We start from the raw sequence: 18,539 nt of genomic DNA on the forward strand, positions 1-18,539 counted from the left end.
GCGCGCTTCACGGAAGTGGAGCCAGAACCCGTGTTGTGACAGCACCCTGCCTTCGTCGTGGGCCGGGCGTGCTCGGCAAGAGGCAGCCTGCCCGTTGGTGGGGCGGCCCGATAATGCCTGGCGGCTGGGCGTTCGGTTGGGCAAGGTGCCGGGTGATGAGCGGTGAATACGAGATGTCATATGCCTGCCTCGACTCTGTCGAGGGCCTGCTGCAGCGGGGGCGTGGCCTGGGCGCGGTACGAGCGCTCCAAGGCCCGCAAGGGGCCGCCGTGTTCGTGTACGACGGGATTCGCCGCGACTGGCGGTGGGACGCAACCGACGACCGCGCTCCGTACCTGGCGAGCCTGGTCAGGGGCCTGGAGCTGTCGCCGACGCCGGTCATCGGCCAGTTGGCGGAGGACGAGGAGTCGTGCTCGCGAGCCTGCGAGGTGCTGGAACTGCTGGCACTCGCCGGATCGGACGAGGCCCGGGAGGGGCTTCGGACGTATATCAGGGAAGGGAAGCACTGGGTCCGCGTCCTCGAGTCGGTCTCGGCCGGCTGGCCGACCGTGTGGTGGGACGACCTCGGTGACGTTGCACGCGCCCGGATCGGCGAAAAAGCGGAGCTTCCGTGGTACTTCGAACCGTGGACCCGCTTCGGGATCGAGGTGCAGACCCGCCCGTTCGTTCCGCGGCCGTGCCTGGCAGGGCTCAGCGACGACGAGCTCCTCGCCCTGCTCACCGGCAGCACTGCCGAAGGCAACGTAAAGGTCGACGCGCTGCGTGCGCTGAACGGCCGGGAGCCCGTCGAGGAGCTGATCCCGCTGGTCCCCTCGCTCGGCACCCCGGACGGCCGCCGGCCTTTGCCCCTGCTCACTCGGGCGGTTGAGCGCCTCGGCGCCCTCGCGATCCCGGCGGCGCGGGGGTGGGCACAGGACGGACGCCCGTGGCTGGCTCAGTTGGGAGCGAACGTCCTGGCCGACCACCCCGGTCCCGAGGCACTTCCGGGACTCGTGGAAGAACTCGCCCAGCAGTGGGCAGCGCGGGCCTGGTGCGGCCCCCAACGGACGGCGCAGCGTGTGGGCCGGTTGGGGACCGACGCCGCCGGGGCTGTCCCCTACCTGCGGCGCTTCTGGCTGCACACTCCGCACTCGTACGAGCGGGCCGCATATCTGGAGGCGCTCGCCGCCATCGACCGGAGTGGGCTGGACTACGCGTACACCGAGTCCCTCTGGGACTGCGAGGAGACGGCACGGCTGGTGGGGATTGCCTCGGCACCGGCCGGCCCGGAAGCCCTGGAGCGGATCGCAGCACTGCGCGACGACCCGATGGAGACGCCCGAGGTACGAGCAGCAGCCGCAGCACGGCAGGCGTCGATCACCAACTCCGTGTCTGTCTGACGGACCAGCTCGGCAACTGGGTACCTCCCATTGCGTGGTTCGGGAGCGCGGAGCGACCGATGTGCCCGGCTACCGGCCTTCTTCCTTTGCCTTGCGGCTGCGGTAGGTGCGCATGGCGACCTGGGCTCCGCATCGATTCGGACTGCAGTAGGCCGCGGAGGAGTTGCGCGTGCGGTCGTAGAACCCGAGGTGGCACGGCGGGTTTCGGCATGCTTTGAGGCGCATCCAGGAGCCGCGCAGGGCTACTTCGGACGCTGCGGCGAGCATCTTTGCGAGCGCGCCCCGCACCCCGCTCTGGGTGGGCGCGAGGTGTACGCCGGAAGCGGTGATGACCGGAGCAAGGGGATACAACTCCGCACTGCGGCGCAGATACTCCTCGGCTCCGGTTCGGCCCTGGTCGTCCTGCTCGCCCGCATGGGCCAGCAGGACGAGGACCAAGGCGTCCCTCAGCTCGCGTGCGGCGGCGGCATCGGCATCGGTGACCAGCGATCCGGAGTCGATCAGATCCTCCTGCCGCAACCACCGTGAAAAGGCGGCCCCGTCGAGGAGTTCCTCACGCGTGCCGTCGATCGCACGGGTGTTGACGAAGGTGAGTACGACCTCAGCCGCGGCCGAAGGGCTGAGCGTCGTCCGGCTTGCATCCATGGCCATGAAGCCCAGTGTACCCGAGGCAAGAGAGGCGTCATTACAGAGGGACATAGACATCAGGGCGACAGTGCGCTTGTTAGTTATGAGCTAAGCGCTTATGGTCATAACCATGACGAACGACAGCGACACCTCGAACACTGCCCGCACCTGGTTCATCACCGGCTCCTCTCAGGGCCTCGGTCGCGCATTGGCAATCACCGCCCTCGACCGCGGCGACCGCGTCGCGGCCACTGCCCGCCGGCCGGAGTCGGTCTCCGACCTCGTCGACCGCTACCCCGGCCAGGCCATCGCGCTCGAACTCGACGTCCGAGACGAAAGTGCGGCACACCGCGCCGTCGAGCAGACCCTCGCCGCCTTCGGCCGCATCGACGTGGTCGCCAATATCGCGGGATACGGACTGTTCGGCGCCGTCGAGGAGGCGACCGACGCACAGGCCAGGGCCATCTTCGACACCAACGTCTTCGGCCCGCTGAACGTGCTACGCGCGACGCTGCCCGTCCTGCGAGGGCAGCGATCGGGCCACATCCTCCAGGGATCCTCGCTCTACGGGCAGTCGGCGCACCCGGGCGTCGGCCTGCTCGCCGCCGGCAAGTACGCGCTCGAAGGACTGTCCGACGCCCTGGCTGCCGAACTCGCCCCCCTGGATGTCAAGGTCACCCTGATCGAGCCGGGCTACATGGGGACCGGTTTCCTGTCCCACCTGGTCTTCGCCGAACCCACCCCCGACTACGACCGGACCGTCCGCGCCGTCCACAGCTCGCTCGGTGAACTGTCCCCTGAAGCGTTCGTCGATCCCGCCCGGGTCGCCGAGGCCGTCATCACCGCCGTCGACGCCGAGCAGCCGCCCCTGCGCCTGACCCTGGGACGCGCGGCGGAGGACGGCATTCGCGGCGCCCTCGGCGCACGCATACGCGAACTGGATGCCTGGACGGACATCACCCGGAGCGTGGACGGCGCTCCCCGAGGGTCCTGACCAATCGGGCCGGGCGGCCTTCGGGTGACCGAAGGCCGGCAATCGGCTCCGGCAGCCCGACGGCAAACGCCGGGCGCACCCTGGGGATCTTGATGACAAACCGAAGCCTGCCCATGTGACGTCCATCGCGGCCAGCTTGGCGACCCGCCTCCTTTGCCGCCATACCTGGATTCTGTCCGTCCACTGCTTGGCCCCGCCATTTCGGTCGAGGCAGGGCCAGTTGGTGGTCTGGAGCGCGTAAGTGTCTTTTGAGCTGGGATGATTGAACCGTGTCGGGGGGGTTCCGCCGTTCCCAGCGGAAGGCGAAACCACCCTAGTAGGGTGCGGCGGCCTGTTCCTTCTCGAAGTGGCAGGCCACCAAGGTTGCGTCGATGTCCAGGACCAAGCCGGGCAGAGCACGGCGGCCGGCCCGGACAGCGGGTATGCCCTCACCGTTTTCGGCGGCCTGCAGCCACGGCAGGACGAGTCCAACGCCGTGATCACACCAGCCACATCAAGATCATCGCATCGGGGTCAGGCGGAGGTCCCCAGCCCAGCTCTCACAACGGACCCGACCGGTGGGGAAGGAGAGCTCCAGGGCGACGCGTCCCGTGTGCGGTTCGTGGTCTTCTCGCACCGCCAGAACGCTCTCCCCGATGTGGTATGCGAACGGCGTCTCCTTTCCGATCGCTCCCGTTGTGATGAGCCCCCAGTTGCCCACGTCATAACCGGCGTGCGGCTCCGACACCTCAACGACCAGACACCAATCTGACCCGGTCGTGATGTGAACGGCACCATCCCGGTCACCGATCAGCCACACATCCATCGGGCCCGCCGGTTCATAGCTGCCGTACAGGTGCCACGACGCGACGACCTCCGCGAGTCGACGCCCTACCAGGCTCTGGGCACTCGCCCCAGCGCCATGAAGCGGGCACTCGTTCGACTTCTGCGACTCCATCGGCCGACAGTACCGCCGCCAGCCGGCCTTCCAGCTCAGCCTTGTACGGCACGAGCCTCACCTGGTGGCCGCATCCTTGGCGAGGGAGAAGGGCAGGAAGGCCACTTGGTCGCACGCGTCGGGTCGTGTTCTCTTCGGCTGGCGACCGAAGTCTCATCCGTGCTTGCGGAGGTACGCCTCCAGCTCGGCGGCCCCGGTCAGCATCGCCCGCCCGCGGGCGGACAGCCGGCCGCGCCAGTCGCACAGTGCGGCCTCCAGCGGCTCCAGCCCGCCGGCCGCCCGCACCTGGGCGATCAGCGGGGAGATCTGCTCCAACAGGTAGCCGCCCCTCCTGAGCTGGTGGGCCAGCTGGGCGTCGCGTACATCGGCCTCGTCGTAGACGCGGTAACCGGTCAGCGGGTCGCGGCGCGGGCGCACCAGCCCGGCGCGCTCCCATTTGCGCAGCGTCGCGGGCCGGATTCCGAGCTTTACCGCCAGCGGCCCGATGAACGTGCCGCCGGGCCCGGACACCGCGGCCGGCTGGGACGCCGTGGTGGCCTCCAGGTCGCGGAGGGCGCTCTCCACGGCCTGGAGGGTCCGGCGGTCGTCGCGGAGTTGGGCGTGGCTCTCGTCGATGAGGCGGAACGCCTCCTCGGTCGCGCCCTCGTTCACCGCCCGCATGATCGCCGTCGCCGTCTGGTGGCCGTGGCCGGGCACCAGGGCGAGGAACGCGCGCAGGGCCTGCGCGTGCAGCGGGGTATAGGTGCGGTAGCCGTGGGCTGTGCGACCGGCGGCCGGAAGGATGCCGACCTCCTCGTAGTTCCTGACCGCCTGCGTGGACAGACCGTGCCCGCGCGCCAGATCAACCGGCCTGAGACGCTCACTGCTTTGAAGGTTTCGTCCCATGGTCCTTGCCGATATCGCTCGGAAGTTTCAAACGAAAGTTCAACGATACCGTTGAAGGCATGGCTACTGACATCAGGGAAACCATCCATGCCGTCGAGGCGGCCGCCGTCATGAGGCTGCTCCCGGCACGGCCGCGGCTGCTCGCCCTGGGCGAACCAACCCACGGCGAGGACACTCTGCTCGACCTGCGCAACGAGCTCTTCCGGCAGCTCGTCGAGGAGGAGGGCTACCGGACGATCGCGATCGAGAGCGACTGCATGATGGGTCTGGTCGTGGACGAATACGTCACCTCGGGCACGGGCACCCTCGACGAGGTCATGGAGCGCGGAATCAGCCACGGGTGGGGCGCGTCCGCGGCCAACCGCGACCTCGTGCGCTGGATGCTCGCCTACAACGACGGCCGGCCCGCGTCCGAGCGGCTCCGCTTCGCCGGTTTCGACGGCCCGCTGGAGATCACCGGCGCCGCGAGCCCCCGGCAGGCCCTCATCGCACTCCACGGCTACCTCTCGGCCCGGGTGGACGCGGACCTGCTCCCCTGCACCGCGGAAACGCTCGACCGCCTGCTCGGCCCCGACGACCGGTGGACCAATCCCGCCGCGATGAGGGACCCGGCCCAGTCCGTGGGGCAGTCGGCCGAGGCCAGGGAGCTGCGGCTGCTCGCCGACGATCTGGGGGCGCTGCTCGACGAGCAGACGCCCCACCTGATCACGGCGACATCGCGGGACGACTGGGACCGGGCGCGCCTGTACGGGCGTACCGCCACCGGCCTGCTGCGCTACCACTTCTGGATGGCCGACACCTCACCGAGCCGCATGACGCGGCTGGTGGGCCTGCGGGACCGGATGATGGCCGACAACCTCCTCGCCGTCGTCGCACGGGGTCCGGCACTGGTCCACGCCCACAACGGCCATCTCCAGCGGCACAAGAGCACGATGCGGATGGGCGGCCTGCCGCTGGAGTGGTGGAGCGCCGGCGCGCTCGTGAGCACCCACCTGGGCGAGGGGTACGCCTTCCTGGCTACGGCTCTCGGCACGATCCGGCACCAGGGAGTGGACACCCCGCCGCCGGATACCGTCGAAGGGCTCCTGTACGCGCTCCCGGAGGACCGCTACGTCGTCGACGCTCCCCGTCTGGCCACCGCCCTCGACGACACGAGGCCCGCCCCCCGCGTGTCCCCCTACTTCGGCTACTCCCCACTTGACCCGGCCCACCTGGCCGAAAACGACGGGATCGTGTTCGTCAAAGACGTCTCGCAGAGCTAGTGCCACCATCAGCAGTCCGGCCTGCCGGGGCACCCCGGATACGCGGGAGCGTCCCGGCCGTCAACGGCGAATACGACCGCTCCCATCGCCGACGCGCCGTCAGCCGCCCACCAGGGCCGACGAAGGCTTAGCGCACGATCTGACACGGGTGTTCCTCAGACCCCGAAACGGAGGCTCAGCCTCGGTTCCGCGGGCCGTAGAGGGCAGCAGCAGTCCCCGTGGCCAGGGCCCAGTAGCGGTCCCCGTAGGACCAGTGCCACCACTTCCCTGATGATTAGATGTGTTCAAGCACCGGGGAAGGGACGAGTGTGAGTGAGTGGCATGTGGTGTGGGTGCCCGACCCGGGCCGGTGGGGGACGCTTCCTGAAGCGGGAGTGTTGGGGGTCGAGGACCTTCCAGCGGCGGTCGAGCGGATCGGCTTGATGCCGGGTGATCCTGTCTTCATCGCTCCAGACTTCACCATCGACTCCGACCTGTTGGAGTTCGTTCTCTCGAAGCACTTCCGCTTCCTTGCGCGGGAGACGAAGCGAAACTACGCCACGGACATTCGGATCCTCCTGACGTTCCTGTCGTCGCGCGGGACCGACTGGCGCCAAGCCTCCGAGCAGGACCTGCTGAACTACAGGACCTGGCGCTGTGATGCTCCGCAGAATCCCGAGCGAATCAGCGGGTCGAAATGGAACCGTGAGGCCGCCGCCTTCACCCGCCTGTTCAAGTGGGCGAGGGTGAGCCCACGGCCGGTGGACGCGTCCCGGCGGGAGGACCGTGCGGCTGACTCGGTCAGTGCCCGGGTGTCGTGGCTGACACCGCGTACGTGGAGCTTGTGGTCGGACGTCGGCCTGCGCGGTCACGGCCGCGACGGGGTGCCGAGTTGGGGATGGGATGCGCGGACCGAGGCCCGTAACACCTCGTTTGTGCAGTTCATCTTGAGCTCGGGGCTTCGGCGACAGGAAGGCGGGTCGCTTTTGACGTTCGAGCTGCCCGCTCAGCGGTTGCAGCACGGGCGCTACCAGCACGGCCAGCTCGCCGGGGCGGTGACCCGATCGAAGAACGGCCGTACCTTCTACACCTCGCTGGATGCCCTGCGGCAGGTCGAAACCTATGTGCAGTCGGAGCGGGCTTGGGCGGTGAAGCGCGCTCAGCAGATGGGCCGCTACGAGCGGGTTGAGCAGATGCGCCTGGTCACGAAGGTGACCCGCGGCCGGGCACCGAGAGTCTTCTGGGTGGACCGAAATGGTGTCGAGGGCCATCAGTACTTGACCCATCTGGGCTGGCGGGAACGGCAGCGGCTGTTCCTCGAAGGCCCGGAGGGGCCGGAACCTGCGTGGCTGTGGCTGACCGAGCAGGGCTTGCCGATGCTTCCCGACCGTTGGAACACGGTGTTCACCACGGCGAACCTGCGCTGCGAAGAGGTTCTGTTGACCCCCGCCGAGCGGGAAGTGGGCCGGAACCTCCGAGCCGCAGAGGTCCGGGGCCGGACTCCGTACGCGACCCCGCACTCCACGCGTCACTCCTTCGCGCTGTACATGCTCATCGTGCTGAACCAGCTGATGGAAGCCCGCTTCGGATTGACCGCGCAGGACCGCCGGGATTTCGCGATGCTGTTCGGTGATCCCTGGTGGCTGGTCAAGACCCTCCTCGGGCATGCAGACGTCGAGACGACCAAGCGTCATTACCTGGCTCCGGTCGCACATCTGCAGCTCGAATCAATCCTGGCGACAGCCGAGGCCGACGGGCCCGACCGCGAGGTCGAGGACATCGACGGTGTGTTCGCGCGGCTCGCGAAGGAGTCGGCCGGGATCCAGGACATCGACGTCATCGTCGACCGGCTGCCGGAGGCCGGACGGTGAGCCGCCGCGGGCGTCGGGCGATCCTGCCGCCAACCGATTTCACTTTCGAGCCACCGCTCGCTGCCAGCGGCCTGGTGGTCACCATCGTCAACAAGGCTGGCCACGGGAAGGACTTCGTCTTCTCCGACCTGCCCGTCCCGGAGCCGATGCAGCGCTCTCTGGCAACGGTGTTCGCTGCCCAGCGAGCGAAGTGGACCAGCCACTACAGCGCCACAGCTGCCTGGAACAGGCTGAAGGTGTTCGCCGAGTTCATCTCCGGTTTCGACACTCCTCCCGAGGATCTGACCGGCCTGGACGCGGCGACGCTCAAGCGCTGGCGGCTGCAGAACATCAGCACGAACACCGGTCGCACCACGCTGCGGGTAGTCCATCGGATACTCCGCAGCGACCCCCGGTTGAACGAAGGGCCGGTCGCAGAGGAGCTGGCCCGTCGCGTTCCCGCACCGAAGCCCGTCAGGAAGTCCTACGACGAGGCGGAACGCGAGCACGTGCTGCTGGCAGCAGGCCGTCAGTTCCGGGCTGCCTGGCTCAGGATCCGGGAGAACAGTGAACTGCTGGAGAGGTGGCAGGCGGGAGCCCTGGATGAGGGCAGCCGTGACTGGCGGCTCGGGGAAGCGCTGGACCATGTGGCTCATGTCGGGGACGTGCCCCGTACGCAGTTGCCGAGTGGTCGACAGGCCATCACCAACCGCGGATTGCTGGGCGGCCGCGACATCGAGCACACGTGGGGCCGACTGTTCCTGACCCCGTCGGAGCTGACAGCCCTGGCCGTACTGCTGACCGATCGCTTCGGCTGGAACCTCTCCGTCTATGACCGTATGCCGGCCCCGACCAGGGCTCCGTCGGTCGCGGAGAGCACGAACGTGACCTACCACGTGAAGGTCGAGAAGCGCCGGGCCGGGAACGGCTGCTGGTTCTCCACAGAGAACATCACCGACTCCGGGGCCGACTCGCCAGGGCGATTGATCACGCAGGCACTGCAGGCCACGCTCCACGGTCGACTCCTGGCTGCGCAACTGGCTCCAGGCGCAGACCTGTTGATGACAGCCCGCGCGGTTCGACAGAAGGGCGGACGCAAGGACATGGACCGTCCCCCGGCAGTGGGCCCGATCGTGTTCGGTGTCTCGGGTGTCGACGGAAAGTCCTGGGCGATCGAACACAAGCTGAACGGCTCGCCCTTCCGCCAGATCCGACGCACAACGGTAACTCGGGAGGGCAAGCCTCTCCAGCATTCACAGGGGACGCACGAGAGCGTCTACGTGCTGCCCGACCAAAAAGTCCGACAAGCCTCGCAGCAGACCTTCGAGGACGGCGCGCTCGAAGCTCTCGACCAGGCGCAGAAGATCTTCTTTGGCGGCCGCCTCGCTCAAAATCCGGACCCGGCCCACGGACAAACCGCGACCGCGGACTGCGCGGACGAGACCACCACCCCATGGCCTGCCCCGGACGGCGGCTGCGGAGCCGACTTCCTGCTCTGCCTCGCCTGCCCTAACGCACACGTCCACCCAGGTCACCACCCCCGCCTCGCCCTCCTTCACGAACACATCCAGGGCCTGCGGTCGGCGATGCCTGAACACAGATGGCACCAGCGCTGGTACGAACACTGGCAACGGCTCGACGACCTGGCGGACAAGGTCGGCCGCCCGTCCTGGGCTGCCGCTCGGGTACGGGCCAGCGACACCGACCGCACCTTGGTCGATCTCCTGCTGAAGGGACAACTTGCCTCATGAGCCTCCCTCTTGCCTCGGAGAGCGACCCCTATCTGCTGCCGATCCCCACCCCGGACAGCCCGGTCGTCCTTCCTCGGTGGATCAGCTCCGGAAACGCCAACCCCAACGGTCGTTACCAGGAGCCGGTCTGGCCGCTCGGGCCGTTCATCGACCGTCCCGGCGCCAGCTTGATCAAGATCCACTGGAGGAACTGCCCCGCACCGATGACGGGGCAGATCAAGCAGGTGACCTGGATTCTGTTGAACGGCCAGCTGCGACCCACCTACCTCCAGAGCCGAGGGATTCGGGCCCGTGCCAGAGGCTCCGCCAATGAGATGCGGGAAACCTGCTACGAGTGGATGCGACTCGGCCGCTGGCTGTACACCGCTGGCGTCAAAGATCTGCGTGGCTGCACCGACGACCACTGGATTGCTTACGTCACTGACCGCTTCCGCACCAATCCGACCCGGCACCACGCTGAGGAAGCTCTGAGTCGCCTCACCGATCTGTGGGCATTCGACCAGCTCTGCACTCAGCCCATCGGCGTCACGCAACCACCTTGGGAACGGGAAGGCGTCGACGACTATCTGCCATCCTCCACCCCGCAGGACACCGGCGAGAACACAACCGAGCCGCTGGATCCGAGCGTGGTGAGCCCGCTGCTGATGTGGGCGATCCGCATGGTCGACGACCTCGCGGACGACATCCTAGCCGCCTGGGTGGAATGGCGCCGCATGCAGCAGTTGGCCATCACCAACCCGGGCTCGCCCGCAGGACTGGCCGCGCTTGATGACTACCTCTTGCCCCGACTCGCTGCGGGCACGGGCCTGCCGACCACCGAGTGGCGCGGCAAGACTGTCCTGGCCGCAACATTCATTGCGGCCACCGTCGGCTGCAGCGTCAACCAGGTCAGTGGCTTTCGACAACGCCATGAGCTCAGCACGCTGCGGCCAGGTCCCTGCCCGCTCCCGGTAGCCGTGACCGGGCAAATCAACGGCAGGCCCTGGCGCGAGCACCTCGACTTCAACGAGGTCTCGACCTTGATGAGGCAGTTGGCCACCGCCGCGATGATCGTCTGCCTCTATCTGACCGGCATGCGACCGCAGGAAGTACAAGGTCTGCGGTCCGGCTGCTGCCCCGACCCTGAGGACGGCGGCCGCCATCTCATCCGCAGTCACCACTACAAGAACGTCACCGACGACGACGGCCAGCACGTCTCGGCCGGTGAGGAACGGGAGGTCCCCTGGGTCGCCATCACCCCGGTCGTCCGCGCGATCCGAGTCCTTGAACGCATGGTCCCCGAGGGCGAACTGCTCTTCAGCTCCGCCCATCACGACTTTGCCCGCGGCCGCCAGCGCGGCGGCGCTTTGAAGAACAGCAGCATGAACCAGCGGATCGAGGACTTCATCGCCTGGATCAACCGGGAGACCGAATCCCACGGGTTGCAGAACCAGGGCGTCCCCCAAGACCCTCACGGCGCCATCGGGCTCGGGCGGTTCCGCCGGACCCTGGCGTGGCACATCGCCCGCAGACCTGGTGGGCTCGTCGCACTCGCGATCCAGTACGGCCACATGCGCACCGTCCTCGACGCCCGTACGTCCAGCGGGTACGGCAGCCGAAGCCGCCGCGGCATCCACAGTGTCCTCGATGTCGAGACCGCTCTGGCCGCCGCTGACACCGCCGCGCGGCTGCGGGACCGCCTCGCCGCCGGCGAGAAGATTTCCGGGCCCGCCGCCCGACGAGCCCTCACCGCCGCCGTCCAGGCGCCACGATTCGAGGGCCGTACGGTCACCCAGAAGTTCGCCAAACAGGCCGCCGACTACCTGGCCCGCGACGGCCTGGTCCTCTTCGACAACCCGGACGCTTCGCTGATCTGCGTCTTCAAGCGCGACAACGCGCTCTGCGAACCAGGCCCCAACGCAACCTCCCCGAACCAGTTCGACTGCCGCCCCGGCTGCGGGAACGCCGTCCGCCTCGACAGCCACGCGACCGAACTGCTGGAAGAGACCGACCGCATCAACAAACTCGCGGCCCTCTCCCCTCAGCCGCTGGCCAGGCGCCTCCGCATCACCGCCGAGCAATACCGCGCCACCGTCGACACTCACCACGCCACCGCCCAACCTGCCGAGGACCTGTCGTGACCGAGCAATCCACCGACGAGCGGACACGCATCCGTGCCGCCATGGACCGGCTACTCACCGGCCAGCCCACAGCCTCCGACGGCGCACTGACCGTCGTCGCTCTCGCGGCCGAAGCCGGTGTTCACCGCATGGCCCTCCAGAAGCGCCATGCGGACCTGAAGGCCGAGTTCTACGAACGCGTCCGCACCGAGACGAAGCAACCCCCGGAATCGGAAAAGCGGCTCCGCAAGACCGTGTCCGACCTGAAGGAAACCGTTGCCGCGCAGAAGGCCGAAATCACGGAGCTCCGGCACCAAGTCACTCAACTCGCACTCGCGAACGCCGTCCTCACCCATCAAGACAGGGGGGCAGGGAAGCCCCCGGAAGAGGTGCCGGACAATGTCGTTCCCCTCCATACGACGGGAGGGTGACCACCTGCCCTACTGCCTGCCGGATGGCCATCCACAGCGGTACCCACTCTCCCTTCGGGGCACCATCGTGCCGAAGCCGATGTTCACGAGAGCGGGAGGTATCCCGCCCCTGGCAGACGTGGCTTGTCGGGCCAGGCTGCGTTGGTGAGGGGCGCGGGGCCGGTGGCTTGATCGGTCGGCGCGTCTTGATCGCTGCCGCGCCTGTTGATTAGCTGGCGACATGACTGATCTTGGACCTGTCGCCTGGCCACCTGCCCCGATCAGGACCGAGATGCTCGTGCTTCGTGAGCCCGAGGCCCGGGACCGTGCGGCGTTCATCGAGCTGCTTGCCTCGCCAGAGGTGCACACCTACCTCGGCGGCCCCCGCCCGCGTGACGAACTTGAGCGCGAGATGCCCGGGATACCCGAGCGGTGGCCCGGGAGTTTCGTCGTTGATCTCGACGGAGCGATGATCGGCCAGATCCTGCTCAGGAGAGCACCGGAGCACAGTCGCCTGGCTGCCGCGGGGAAGGTCGATCTCGGCTACATGTTCCTGCCTCGAGGTGGGGATTCGGGTATGCCGCCGAGGCGTGCGCGGCGGCACTCGACTGGTTCGACGGCGTCCTTCCCGGTGAGCCGGTGGTGCTCCACACCCAGACCGCCAACGTCGGCTCGATGCGTCTCGCGGCAAAGCTCGGGTTCACCGAGGTAGAGCGGTTCCATGCCTGGGACGCCGAGCAGTGGCTCGGCGTGCGGTCCCCGATCACTCAGTCCCATTGAGTTCGTGCTCTACAGCGCGGATCCGCAACTCGACAGCCCTACCGGCACCGAACTTGGCGCTGTTGAAATTCGTGAACATCTCACCAGACGAAGACGACCGGGCGCCGTCTGAAGCGCTGCCTACGGAGACCTCAAGCTTGAACACAAGAACTTGACTGGGAACACCACTCAGTCGGATAGTTCACCATGCCGACCGCGGTCAGGGCTTCGAGCATCACAGCGCGGTTCTGCTGGGCCTGTGCGGGAAGGCCGGCGGCGTGGGTGTAGCAAGCACCGCCACTTTCCTCCGGTGTGGCGGCTTCGGGGCTTCCCATGTCGATCTCGACGCCGTCCTTTGTGCAGACGGTGAGGTCGATGGCGGCCCCGAGACGTGGCCGGCGGTCTCCAGTGGGGCGACCCAGCGCGTGGCTGCTGTGTGGATGCGGGCCTCTGACGCTTCAGGGTGAAGCCGCCGCAGCGTAGCCGCGTAGTCGTTGAAGATGCTCACCTGCAAGGCTGGGCGCCGGTAGCCCTCCACCAGCAACCACTGCCATCCCTGGGGCAACAATTCCTGAGCGCGTATCAGCCGCTGCACCACGCCGGCTCGCAGATGCGCCCAGTCGCCCGCGCTGTCGGACCGTCGCTGATCGACGCGCAGCACGCCACGACAATCCAGCAACGGCTCATCACACTCCTCGACGGATATGGCAGCGAGCTTCGGATCCGACATCAACACGATCTCGTTCATGGGCTGATCATCCCCCGGCGGATCACCGGCTGAGCCACGGCTTCCGTGCGGCATGTCGTCACACGCAAGCAGGACGAATCTCCCCCTTCGTGGTCACGCAGAGGTCGCTCAGCAATCATCGGGCAGGCTCCTGAGCGTCGCTCGTGCGGGTGGCGTCCTGTGCGGATGAAGGTTCCGCTGAAGGCGGGGCACACGCCGACGTCAAGCTGCGCCCGACGGTCGACGCCAAGGCACCCGCACGGGCACGCCATCGCCTTCGTCGCCGGTGACTACGTCCACGACGACGGCACCTGCGGCGGCAACCTTTCACGGAGTACGCGTTCGGCGTCCTGGCCGCGGGCACCGAGCCGGGCAAGGTCGACGACGCCAAGCCCGGCAAGACCTCCAAGACCAGGCCGGCCGCCGTCCCGCAGGGCGGCACCACCGGGACCCCGGCAAACACCGGCTCCGCGTCCGCCCTCCCGCAGCTCGCGGCAGCTGCCGGAACGGCCCTCGCCCTCGGCGCGCAGGGTTGTCGGCCAGGGCGAACAGGAACGGCAGCCTCGCCGTCGTACACGCGTACACGTCGCCCTGGTGCTGGACCGCGCTGTAGAAGTCGCCGAGCGCCCTCCTGCGGACCTCGGCGTCCATCGACCCCATGCCCCTCAGCACGCCGGGACCTCGTCGGCCGGAGCGTATGCATGGGGCATCGACGGCCAGTCGATGCTGTCACGTTCGTTGATCAGCGCGGCACTATGCGGAGGGCACTGACGCCACTGCGGTGTCCATCTGAGCGCTCTGGCAGGCCGCGCTCCCGCTCGACGGTGATTTGAGCGTGTACTGGCCGGACGGGCCGACTACGACGCTCAGTCACAACGTGTGACTGAGCACTGCGCGCTTGGCGCGTTTCGCCAAGTGAAGCGTTCGGGACGTGGCGGCAGTCGCCGGGAACTCGTCGACGCCGAAATGCATCGCCCGTTCGACCACGGTCCGGGCAGGATGCTCCCTGTGAACCATGTACTGTGCGGGCTCGCCGCCAATGCGGCCCTTCCATCCGAATTGGTCGACCGTCTGATCGCGGTCGCGGACGCGGACATCGCCGAGGGCCTTGCCGGTCGCGCGGAGCTCAGCCATGCGCAGGCGGTTGCCCTGGCTTCGCGGGTTGAGGAAATCGCTGTGCGGCTTGCGTACGAGGGCCTGCTGACCACCGCCGACGTCGATCCCGTGGCGCAGCCGCATGCCGCGCTCGCCTTGCTCGACGAGCGTTCCGGGGACCTGGAGTGGGCACGGAAACCCGGCGACCTGGTCGTCGTGCCCTGGTCCATCAACTGCGGCACCTGCGCCCGCTGCCGCGGCGGACTGACCGCCCACTGCACCGCGGTCCCGCACATGGCCATGTACGACGCGCCGATCGGCGGCACATGGGGCGGACTCTTCTCGGACACGGTCCGCGTCCCGTTCGCGGATCACATGCTGGTCCCGCTCCCGGCCGGCCTCGACCCGGTGGCCATGGCCTCGGCCAGCGACAACTGGTCCTTGTCCTGGCGCCTGGTCGCACCCCACCTGACGGACAAGCCCGGCGCCCGGGTGCTGGTCGTCGCCCGCGGCAGCATCGGCCTGTACGTGTGCGACATCGCCCGCGCGCTGGGTGCCTCCGACGTCCTGTACGTCGACCCGGACCCCGAACACCGCCGTCTCGCCGAGAGCTACGGCGCCCGCACCGCCGAGGCGATCGAGCCGATCCCATACGGCTTCGACCTGGCAGTCGAGGCAACGGGCCGCGTCGAGCAGCTCGCGCTCGCCGTCAAGTCCCTTGCTCCCGAAGGGGTCTGCGAGTCGGCGGGCAACCACTTCCGCCCGGGCGAGCTGCCGCTGCTCGACATGTACCTCACCGGTGTCACCCTCCGCATCGCCCGCGACAACGTCCGCGCGCACATACCCGACGCTCTCGACCTCGCCTCCTCCGGAAAGGTCGCGCCCGAACGCGTCGTCTCCCACGTCCTCGACTGGGAACAGCTCCCCGACGCCCTGCCCGAGAAGCACCTCAAACCCGTCTTCGTCCGAGACATCAGCCCGTTTCTGCTCGCGCGCTGACGACCGCGGCCGCGAGCACGTACACACAGAAACACGGCACCGAGAAAGCCTGATGAACTCGCCCATCACTCCGACAAGCGCCGGCCCTGAACCTCTGGCAGACAAGAACCTGGAACAGCAACGAGAAGCGATCGCCACCCTCGGCCACCATTTGCGGCTGCTTGTCGATGCCACCGTGCGCACCACTGCCCCGGCGGACGTACTGCACACGTCATGGACGGAGTGCGTCGCCTCACCGCCCAGCTGACGGGCCGACGGCGCGCACGTGCGGAGAGCCCGGCCGTCGATGAGTTCCCCCGAGGGGTACGGACCTACAGTCCGGTCACCGGCGTCGGCAGCCCCCTCTCACCGCCCCTGCTCGTAGCGCAGGCCGACGGCGGCCTGTTCGGCAGGTGCACCCTCGGCATCGCTCACGAGGGCCCGCCCGGCTACGGCCACGGAGGCATGAGCGCCATGCTGCTGGACGAACTGATGGGCTGGGCCTGCACCGCTGCGGGAACGCCCGCCATGACGGTCTCCCTCGACGTGCGCTACCACCGGCCTGTCCCAGTGGAGACGCCCCTGCACGTCTTCGCCAACGTCACCGGAACCAAGGGCCGCAAGATCTACTCGGATGGCTCGATCGCCACCGAAGCGGACTCTGCCACGCTCCTCGTGACGGCCCAGGCTGTCTTCATTGCGCCTGATGCAGGCCAGAAGCTGCAGTTGTTCCCGGCTGTGACGTCGTGAGCCGACATCGCGGCGCACGGCGCTCGCGGTAGTCGGTCCCGGCGAACTCCGGCGGGCGGCCACCGCGGGCACCAGGCTTTCCGCGGTTGCGATGTGGTCGGCCTCGTCCGGGATGGCGCAGCGGATCGATGAGGGTCGGGTCACATTGCCGGCAGCACGCGGGCGTGCGCGGCGGCCAGTGCAACCTGCACTGCCCGGTCCGCGGTCGCCTCGTCGACCGGCTCGCCGGTGAACACGAGCCGGAAGTAGATCGGCGCGGCGAGGGCCTTGAGGAGTTCGGCGGGGTCGGTGTCCGCAGGTAGTTCGCCGCGCTCAACGGCTCGGGTGACAATGGGTTCCGCCCGCCGGAACCGGTCGTCGAAGAGCGCGTGCTTGACTTCGGCGAGCTGGGGGATGCGTACGGCGTCCGAGAGGGCGACGGTCAGCAAGGCCCGGCCTGCTTGCGTGGTCATGGTGGCAACGAGGGAGCGTGCCAGAGCGCGCAGGTCACCTTCCACCGCCCCGGTGTCGGGGATCGGGATGTGCGTGGCGAAGTGGCTGGCCAGCGCGTCGGCGACAAGGCCGTCAGAGTCTTTCCAATTCCGGTAGATCGTCGTCTTGTGTACGCCGGCCCGTTGGGCGACGCCTTCGACGGTCAGAGCTGCATACCCGGTCTTCGTGAGCTCGGTGATCGCCGCCTCCAGCACGGCGGCGCGCATCTTGTTGCCTCGCCCGACAGCAGGGGCACGCCTTGAGGGCGACCCGACAGACTCCATTGCAACTCCTGGTTGCGTTGATGGGGGAACATGCGACAGGATCAGGATATCGCAACTTCGAGTTGCAATGTGGCTGCGCTCTTTCGGGGCCGCAGGCACTCCTGACCCACGGATTGAGGTCCCCATGACCCGTGACTCCCGGGCAGCCGCCCGAGCCTCACTGCGCGACCACGGCGACACAGCCGCGTGCAGCGTTGAGTACGGTCCCCGCCCGATCGACCATGGCTCCGCGAACTCGGTGTCGCAAACGGTTCCGCGCACGAGCTGGACGCCGGATGCCATCCCCGACCAGTCGGGGCGACTGGCTGTTGTCACCGGCGCCAACAGCGGCATCGGGTACGTCACCGCTCGGGAACTCGCCCGCTGCGGTGCCCACGTCGTCCTGGCCTGCCGCAGCCGCGAGCGTGGGCGGGACGCAGTGGAGCGGCTGCGAACCGAAGTCCCCGGCGCCCGCACCGAACTGCGCATGCTCGACCTCGCCGACTTGAAATCCATCCGCAGTTTCGCCGAGGGCTGGAGCCACGACCGGCTTGATCTCCTCGTCAACAACGCCGGTGTCGCCATGGTGCCGTTCTCCCGGACTGTCGACGGCTTCGAGTCCCAATTCGGCATCAACCACCTGGGCACGTTCGCGCTCACCGGTCTCCTCATGCCGCACCTGCTAGCCGCCACCGACCCGCGCGTGGTCACGGTCAGCAGTGAGGGCCAGCGATTCGCCCGATTCGACATGACCAACCTCAATGCTGAGCACCGCTACCGAGCGATGTTCGCCTACCTGCAGTCCAAGCGGGCCAATCTCTACTTCGCCATGGAACTGCAGCGAAGGGCCGACATCGCCGGGCTGGGGCTGCGCAGCACGGCTGTCGCCCCCGGACTCACGCGCTCCAACGTGCTCACTGGCGGTCCCAACAGCACCCGGGGCCGCGCATACCGGATTCTCACGCGCCTGCTCTTGCGCATCGCCTTCCGCCCCACACCAGAAGGCGCCAAGACCTCCCTGTACGCCTCAACCGTGCCCAACCTGGCCGGTGGGAGCTACGTCGTGCCCGATGGGCCGTTCCAGCTCCGTGGCGAGCCCGTCCTCCGCAGCCGGGAACGCGCCATCCAGGACTCCTCTACAGCGCAGCAGTTGTGGGTGCTCTCGGAACAGCTCACCGGCGTGCACTACTCATTGCCCGCAGAACCGTCTTCTCAGAAGTGACATCTGCTCCCGGTACGCGTCCGGACCGCCGAGCCGGGCGGCCTCCTCGGCGTGCTCCGCCGGGGTGTTCTCCCCCGTCGTACAAGCCACACGCAGCCATC

Annotated in this window: 16 protein-coding genes and 2 pseudogenes; 12 read left to right on the forward strand and 6 right to left on the reverse strand. The window is 68.1% G+C overall.

Going from position 1 to position 18,539, the window contains the following annotated elements; all coding sequences use genetic code 11:
* Positions 1–155: 155 nt before the first annotated feature.
* Positions 156–1,379, forward strand: coding sequence for a hypothetical protein (locus J7E88_RS10790; RefSeq protein ID WP_215179601.1), 1,224 nt, complete (start codon positions 156–158; stop codon positions 1,377–1,379).
* A gap of 69 nt (positions 1,380–1,448) precedes the next feature.
* Here J7E88_RS10790 and J7E88_RS10795 read toward each other — a convergent pair whose 3' ends face one another.
* Positions 1,449–2,030, reverse strand: coding sequence for a CGNR zinc finger domain-containing protein (locus J7E88_RS10795; RefSeq protein WP_251022434.1), 582 nt, complete (start codon positions 2,028–2,030; stop codon positions 1,449–1,451).
* 106 nt (positions 2,031–2,136) lie between these two features.
* Here J7E88_RS10795 and J7E88_RS10800 point away from each other — a divergent pair, with 106 nt between their 5' ends.
* On the forward strand, positions 2,137–3,000 hold the full coding sequence (locus J7E88_RS10800) for an SDR family NAD(P)-dependent oxidoreductase (protein ID WP_215179603.1): 864 nt from the start codon (positions 2,137–2,139) through the stop codon (positions 2,998–3,000).
* Between the two features lie 499 nt (positions 3,001–3,499).
* Here J7E88_RS10800 and J7E88_RS10805 read toward each other — a convergent pair whose 3' ends face one another.
* Complete coding sequence (locus tag J7E88_RS10805; RefSeq protein ID WP_215179605.1) at positions 3,500–3,937, reverse strand: hypothetical protein; 438 nt, start codon at positions 3,935–3,937, stop codon at positions 3,500–3,502.
* 153 nt (positions 3,938–4,090) lie between these two features.
* Positions 4,091–4,822, reverse strand: coding sequence for a TioE family transcriptional regulator (locus tag J7E88_RS10810; RefSeq protein WP_215179607.1), 732 nt, complete (start codon positions 4,820–4,822; stop codon positions 4,091–4,093).
* A gap of 59 nt (positions 4,823–4,881) precedes the next feature.
* On the opposite strand from J7E88_RS10810, the gene J7E88_RS10815 reads away from it, so the two are divergent.
* The gene (locus J7E88_RS10815; RefSeq protein ID WP_215179608.1) at positions 4,882–6,084 is read left to right on the forward strand and encodes an erythromycin esterase family protein; all 1,203 of its coding nucleotides are present in this window, start codon (positions 4,882–4,884) and stop codon (positions 6,082–6,084) included.
* 175 nt (positions 6,085–6,259) lie between these two features.
* Here the strand turns inward: J7E88_RS10815 and J7E88_RS35750 are convergent.
* Positions 6,260–6,349: pseudogene (locus J7E88_RS35750) on the reverse strand (dipeptidase); the annotation flags it as partial.
* A 13-nt stretch (positions 6,350–6,362) separates the two neighbouring features.
* On the opposite strand from J7E88_RS35750, the gene J7E88_RS10820 reads away from it, so the two are divergent.
* The 5 genes and pseudogenes from J7E88_RS10820 (at position 6,363) to J7E88_RS10840 (ending at position 12,953) form a co-directional block, all read left to right on the forward strand.
* Positions 6,363–7,934: a site-specific integrase gene (locus J7E88_RS10820; RefSeq protein ID WP_215179609.1), complete on the forward strand. Its 1,572-nt coding sequence runs from the start codon at positions 6,363–6,365 to the stop codon at positions 7,932–7,934.
* Positions 7,931–9,664, forward strand: a complete 1,734-nt coding sequence (locus tag J7E88_RS10825; RefSeq protein WP_215179610.1) for a hypothetical protein — start codon at positions 7,931–7,933, stop codon at positions 9,662–9,664. Before J7E88_RS10820 ends, J7E88_RS10825 begins: the two co-directional genes overlap by 4 nt.
* Positions 9,661–11,784: an integrase gene (locus tag J7E88_RS10830; protein ID WP_215179611.1), complete on the forward strand. Its 2,124-nt coding sequence runs from the start codon at positions 9,661–9,663 to the stop codon at positions 11,782–11,784. The genes J7E88_RS10825 and J7E88_RS10830 overlap by 4 nt, the downstream gene beginning before the upstream one ends.
* Positions 11,781–12,194, forward strand: coding sequence for a hypothetical protein (locus J7E88_RS10835; RefSeq protein WP_215179612.1), 414 nt, complete (start codon positions 11,781–11,783; stop codon positions 12,192–12,194). Before J7E88_RS10830 ends, J7E88_RS10835 begins: the two co-directional genes overlap by 4 nt.
* Before the next feature lie 271 nt (positions 12,195–12,465).
* Positions 12,466–12,953, forward strand: a pseudogene (locus J7E88_RS10840) (GNAT family N-acetyltransferase).
* Positions 12,954–13,084: 131 nt separating this feature from the next.
* On the opposite strand, the gene J7E88_RS35755 reads toward J7E88_RS10840, so the two are convergent.
* On the reverse strand, positions 13,085–13,267 hold the full coding sequence (locus J7E88_RS35755; RefSeq protein WP_251022435.1) for a hypothetical protein: 183 nt from the start codon (positions 13,265–13,267) through the stop codon (positions 13,085–13,087).
* 128 nt (positions 13,268–13,395) lie between these two features.
* Between J7E88_RS35755 and J7E88_RS35760 the strand changes: the two genes are divergently transcribed.
* The 3 genes from J7E88_RS35760 (at position 13,396) to J7E88_RS10860 (ending at position 16,482) form a co-directional block, all read left to right on the forward strand.
* Positions 13,396–13,713 carry a hypothetical protein gene (locus J7E88_RS35760; protein WP_251022436.1) on the forward strand — a complete coding sequence of 106 codons (318 nt, stop codon included), beginning with the start codon at positions 13,396–13,398 and terminating at the stop codon, positions 13,711–13,713.
* 954 nt (positions 13,714–14,667) lie between these two features.
* Positions 14,668–15,753 carry a zinc-binding dehydrogenase gene (locus tag J7E88_RS10855; protein ID WP_308307461.1) on the forward strand — a complete coding sequence of 362 codons (1,086 nt, stop codon included), beginning with the start codon at positions 14,668–14,670 and terminating at the stop codon, positions 15,751–15,753.
* Positions 15,754–15,966: 213 nt separating this feature from the next.
* Complete coding sequence (locus J7E88_RS10860; RefSeq protein WP_251022437.1) at positions 15,967–16,482, forward strand: PaaI family thioesterase; 516 nt, start codon at positions 15,967–15,969, stop codon at positions 16,480–16,482.
* 140 nt (positions 16,483–16,622) lie between these two features.
* Here the strand turns inward: J7E88_RS10860 and J7E88_RS10865 are convergent, their stop codons facing one another.
* Complete coding sequence (locus J7E88_RS10865; protein WP_215179613.1) at positions 16,623–17,180, reverse strand: TetR/AcrR family transcriptional regulator; 558 nt, start codon at positions 17,178–17,180, stop codon at positions 16,623–16,625.
* Between the two features lie 181 nt (positions 17,181–17,361).
* On the opposite strand from J7E88_RS10865, the gene J7E88_RS10870 reads away from it, so the two are divergent.
* Complete coding sequence (locus tag J7E88_RS10870) at positions 17,362–18,438, forward strand: oxidoreductase (RefSeq protein ID WP_215179615.1); 1,077 nt, start codon at positions 17,362–17,364, stop codon at positions 18,436–18,438.
* Positions 18,439–18,539: the final 101 nt, after the last annotated feature.

Source organism: Streptomyces sp. ISL-10, from assembly GCF_018614575.1.
Lineage (GTDB): Bacteria > Actinomycetota > Actinomycetes > Streptomycetales > Streptomycetaceae > Streptomyces.

What these genes read in the sequence shown, in the direction of transcription:
- J7E88_RS10790 (WP_215179601.1), top strand. Translation starts at nt 156, where the DNA reads ATGAGCGGTGAATACGAGATGTCATATGCCTGCCTCGACTCTGTCGAG.
- J7E88_RS10795 (WP_251022434.1), bottom strand. Translation starts at nt 2,030, where the DNA reads ATGGCCATGGATGCAAGCCGGACGACGCTCAGCCCTTCGGCCGCGGCT.
- J7E88_RS10800 (WP_215179603.1), top strand. Translation starts at nt 2,137, where the DNA reads ATGACGAACGACAGCGACACCTCGAACACTGCCCGCACCTGGTTCATC.
- J7E88_RS10805 (WP_215179605.1), bottom strand. Translation starts at nt 3,937, where the DNA reads ATGGAGTCGCAGAAGTCGAACGAGTGCCCGCTTCATGGCGCTGGGGCG.
- J7E88_RS10810 (WP_215179607.1), bottom strand. Translation starts at nt 4,822, where the DNA reads ATGGGACGAAACCTTCAAAGCAGTGAGCGTCTCAGGCCGGTTGATCTG.
- J7E88_RS10815 (WP_215179608.1), top strand. Translation starts at nt 4,882, where the DNA reads ATGGCTACTGACATCAGGGAAACCATCCATGCCGTCGAGGCGGCCGCC.
- J7E88_RS10820 (WP_215179609.1), top strand. Translation starts at nt 6,363, where the DNA reads ATGTGTTCAAGCACCGGGGAAGGGACGAGTGTGAGTGAGTGGCATGTG.
- J7E88_RS10830 (WP_215179611.1), top strand. Translation starts at nt 9,661, where the DNA reads ATGAGCCTCCCTCTTGCCTCGGAGAGCGACCCCTATCTGCTGCCGATC.
- J7E88_RS35755 (WP_251022435.1), bottom strand. Translation starts at nt 13,267, where the DNA reads ATGGGAAGCCCCGAAGCCGCCACACCGGAGGAAAGTGGCGGTGCTTGC.
- J7E88_RS10860 (WP_251022437.1), top strand. Translation starts at nt 15,967, where the DNA reads ATGGACGGAGTGCGTCGCCTCACCGCCCAGCTGACGGGCCGACGGCGC.
- J7E88_RS10865 (WP_215179613.1), bottom strand. Translation starts at nt 17,180, where the DNA reads ATGCGCGCCGCCGTGCTGGAGGCGGCGATCACCGAGCTCACGAAGACC.
- J7E88_RS10870 (WP_215179615.1), top strand. Translation starts at nt 17,362, where the DNA reads ATGACCCGTGACTCCCGGGCAGCCGCCCGAGCCTCACTGCGCGACCAC.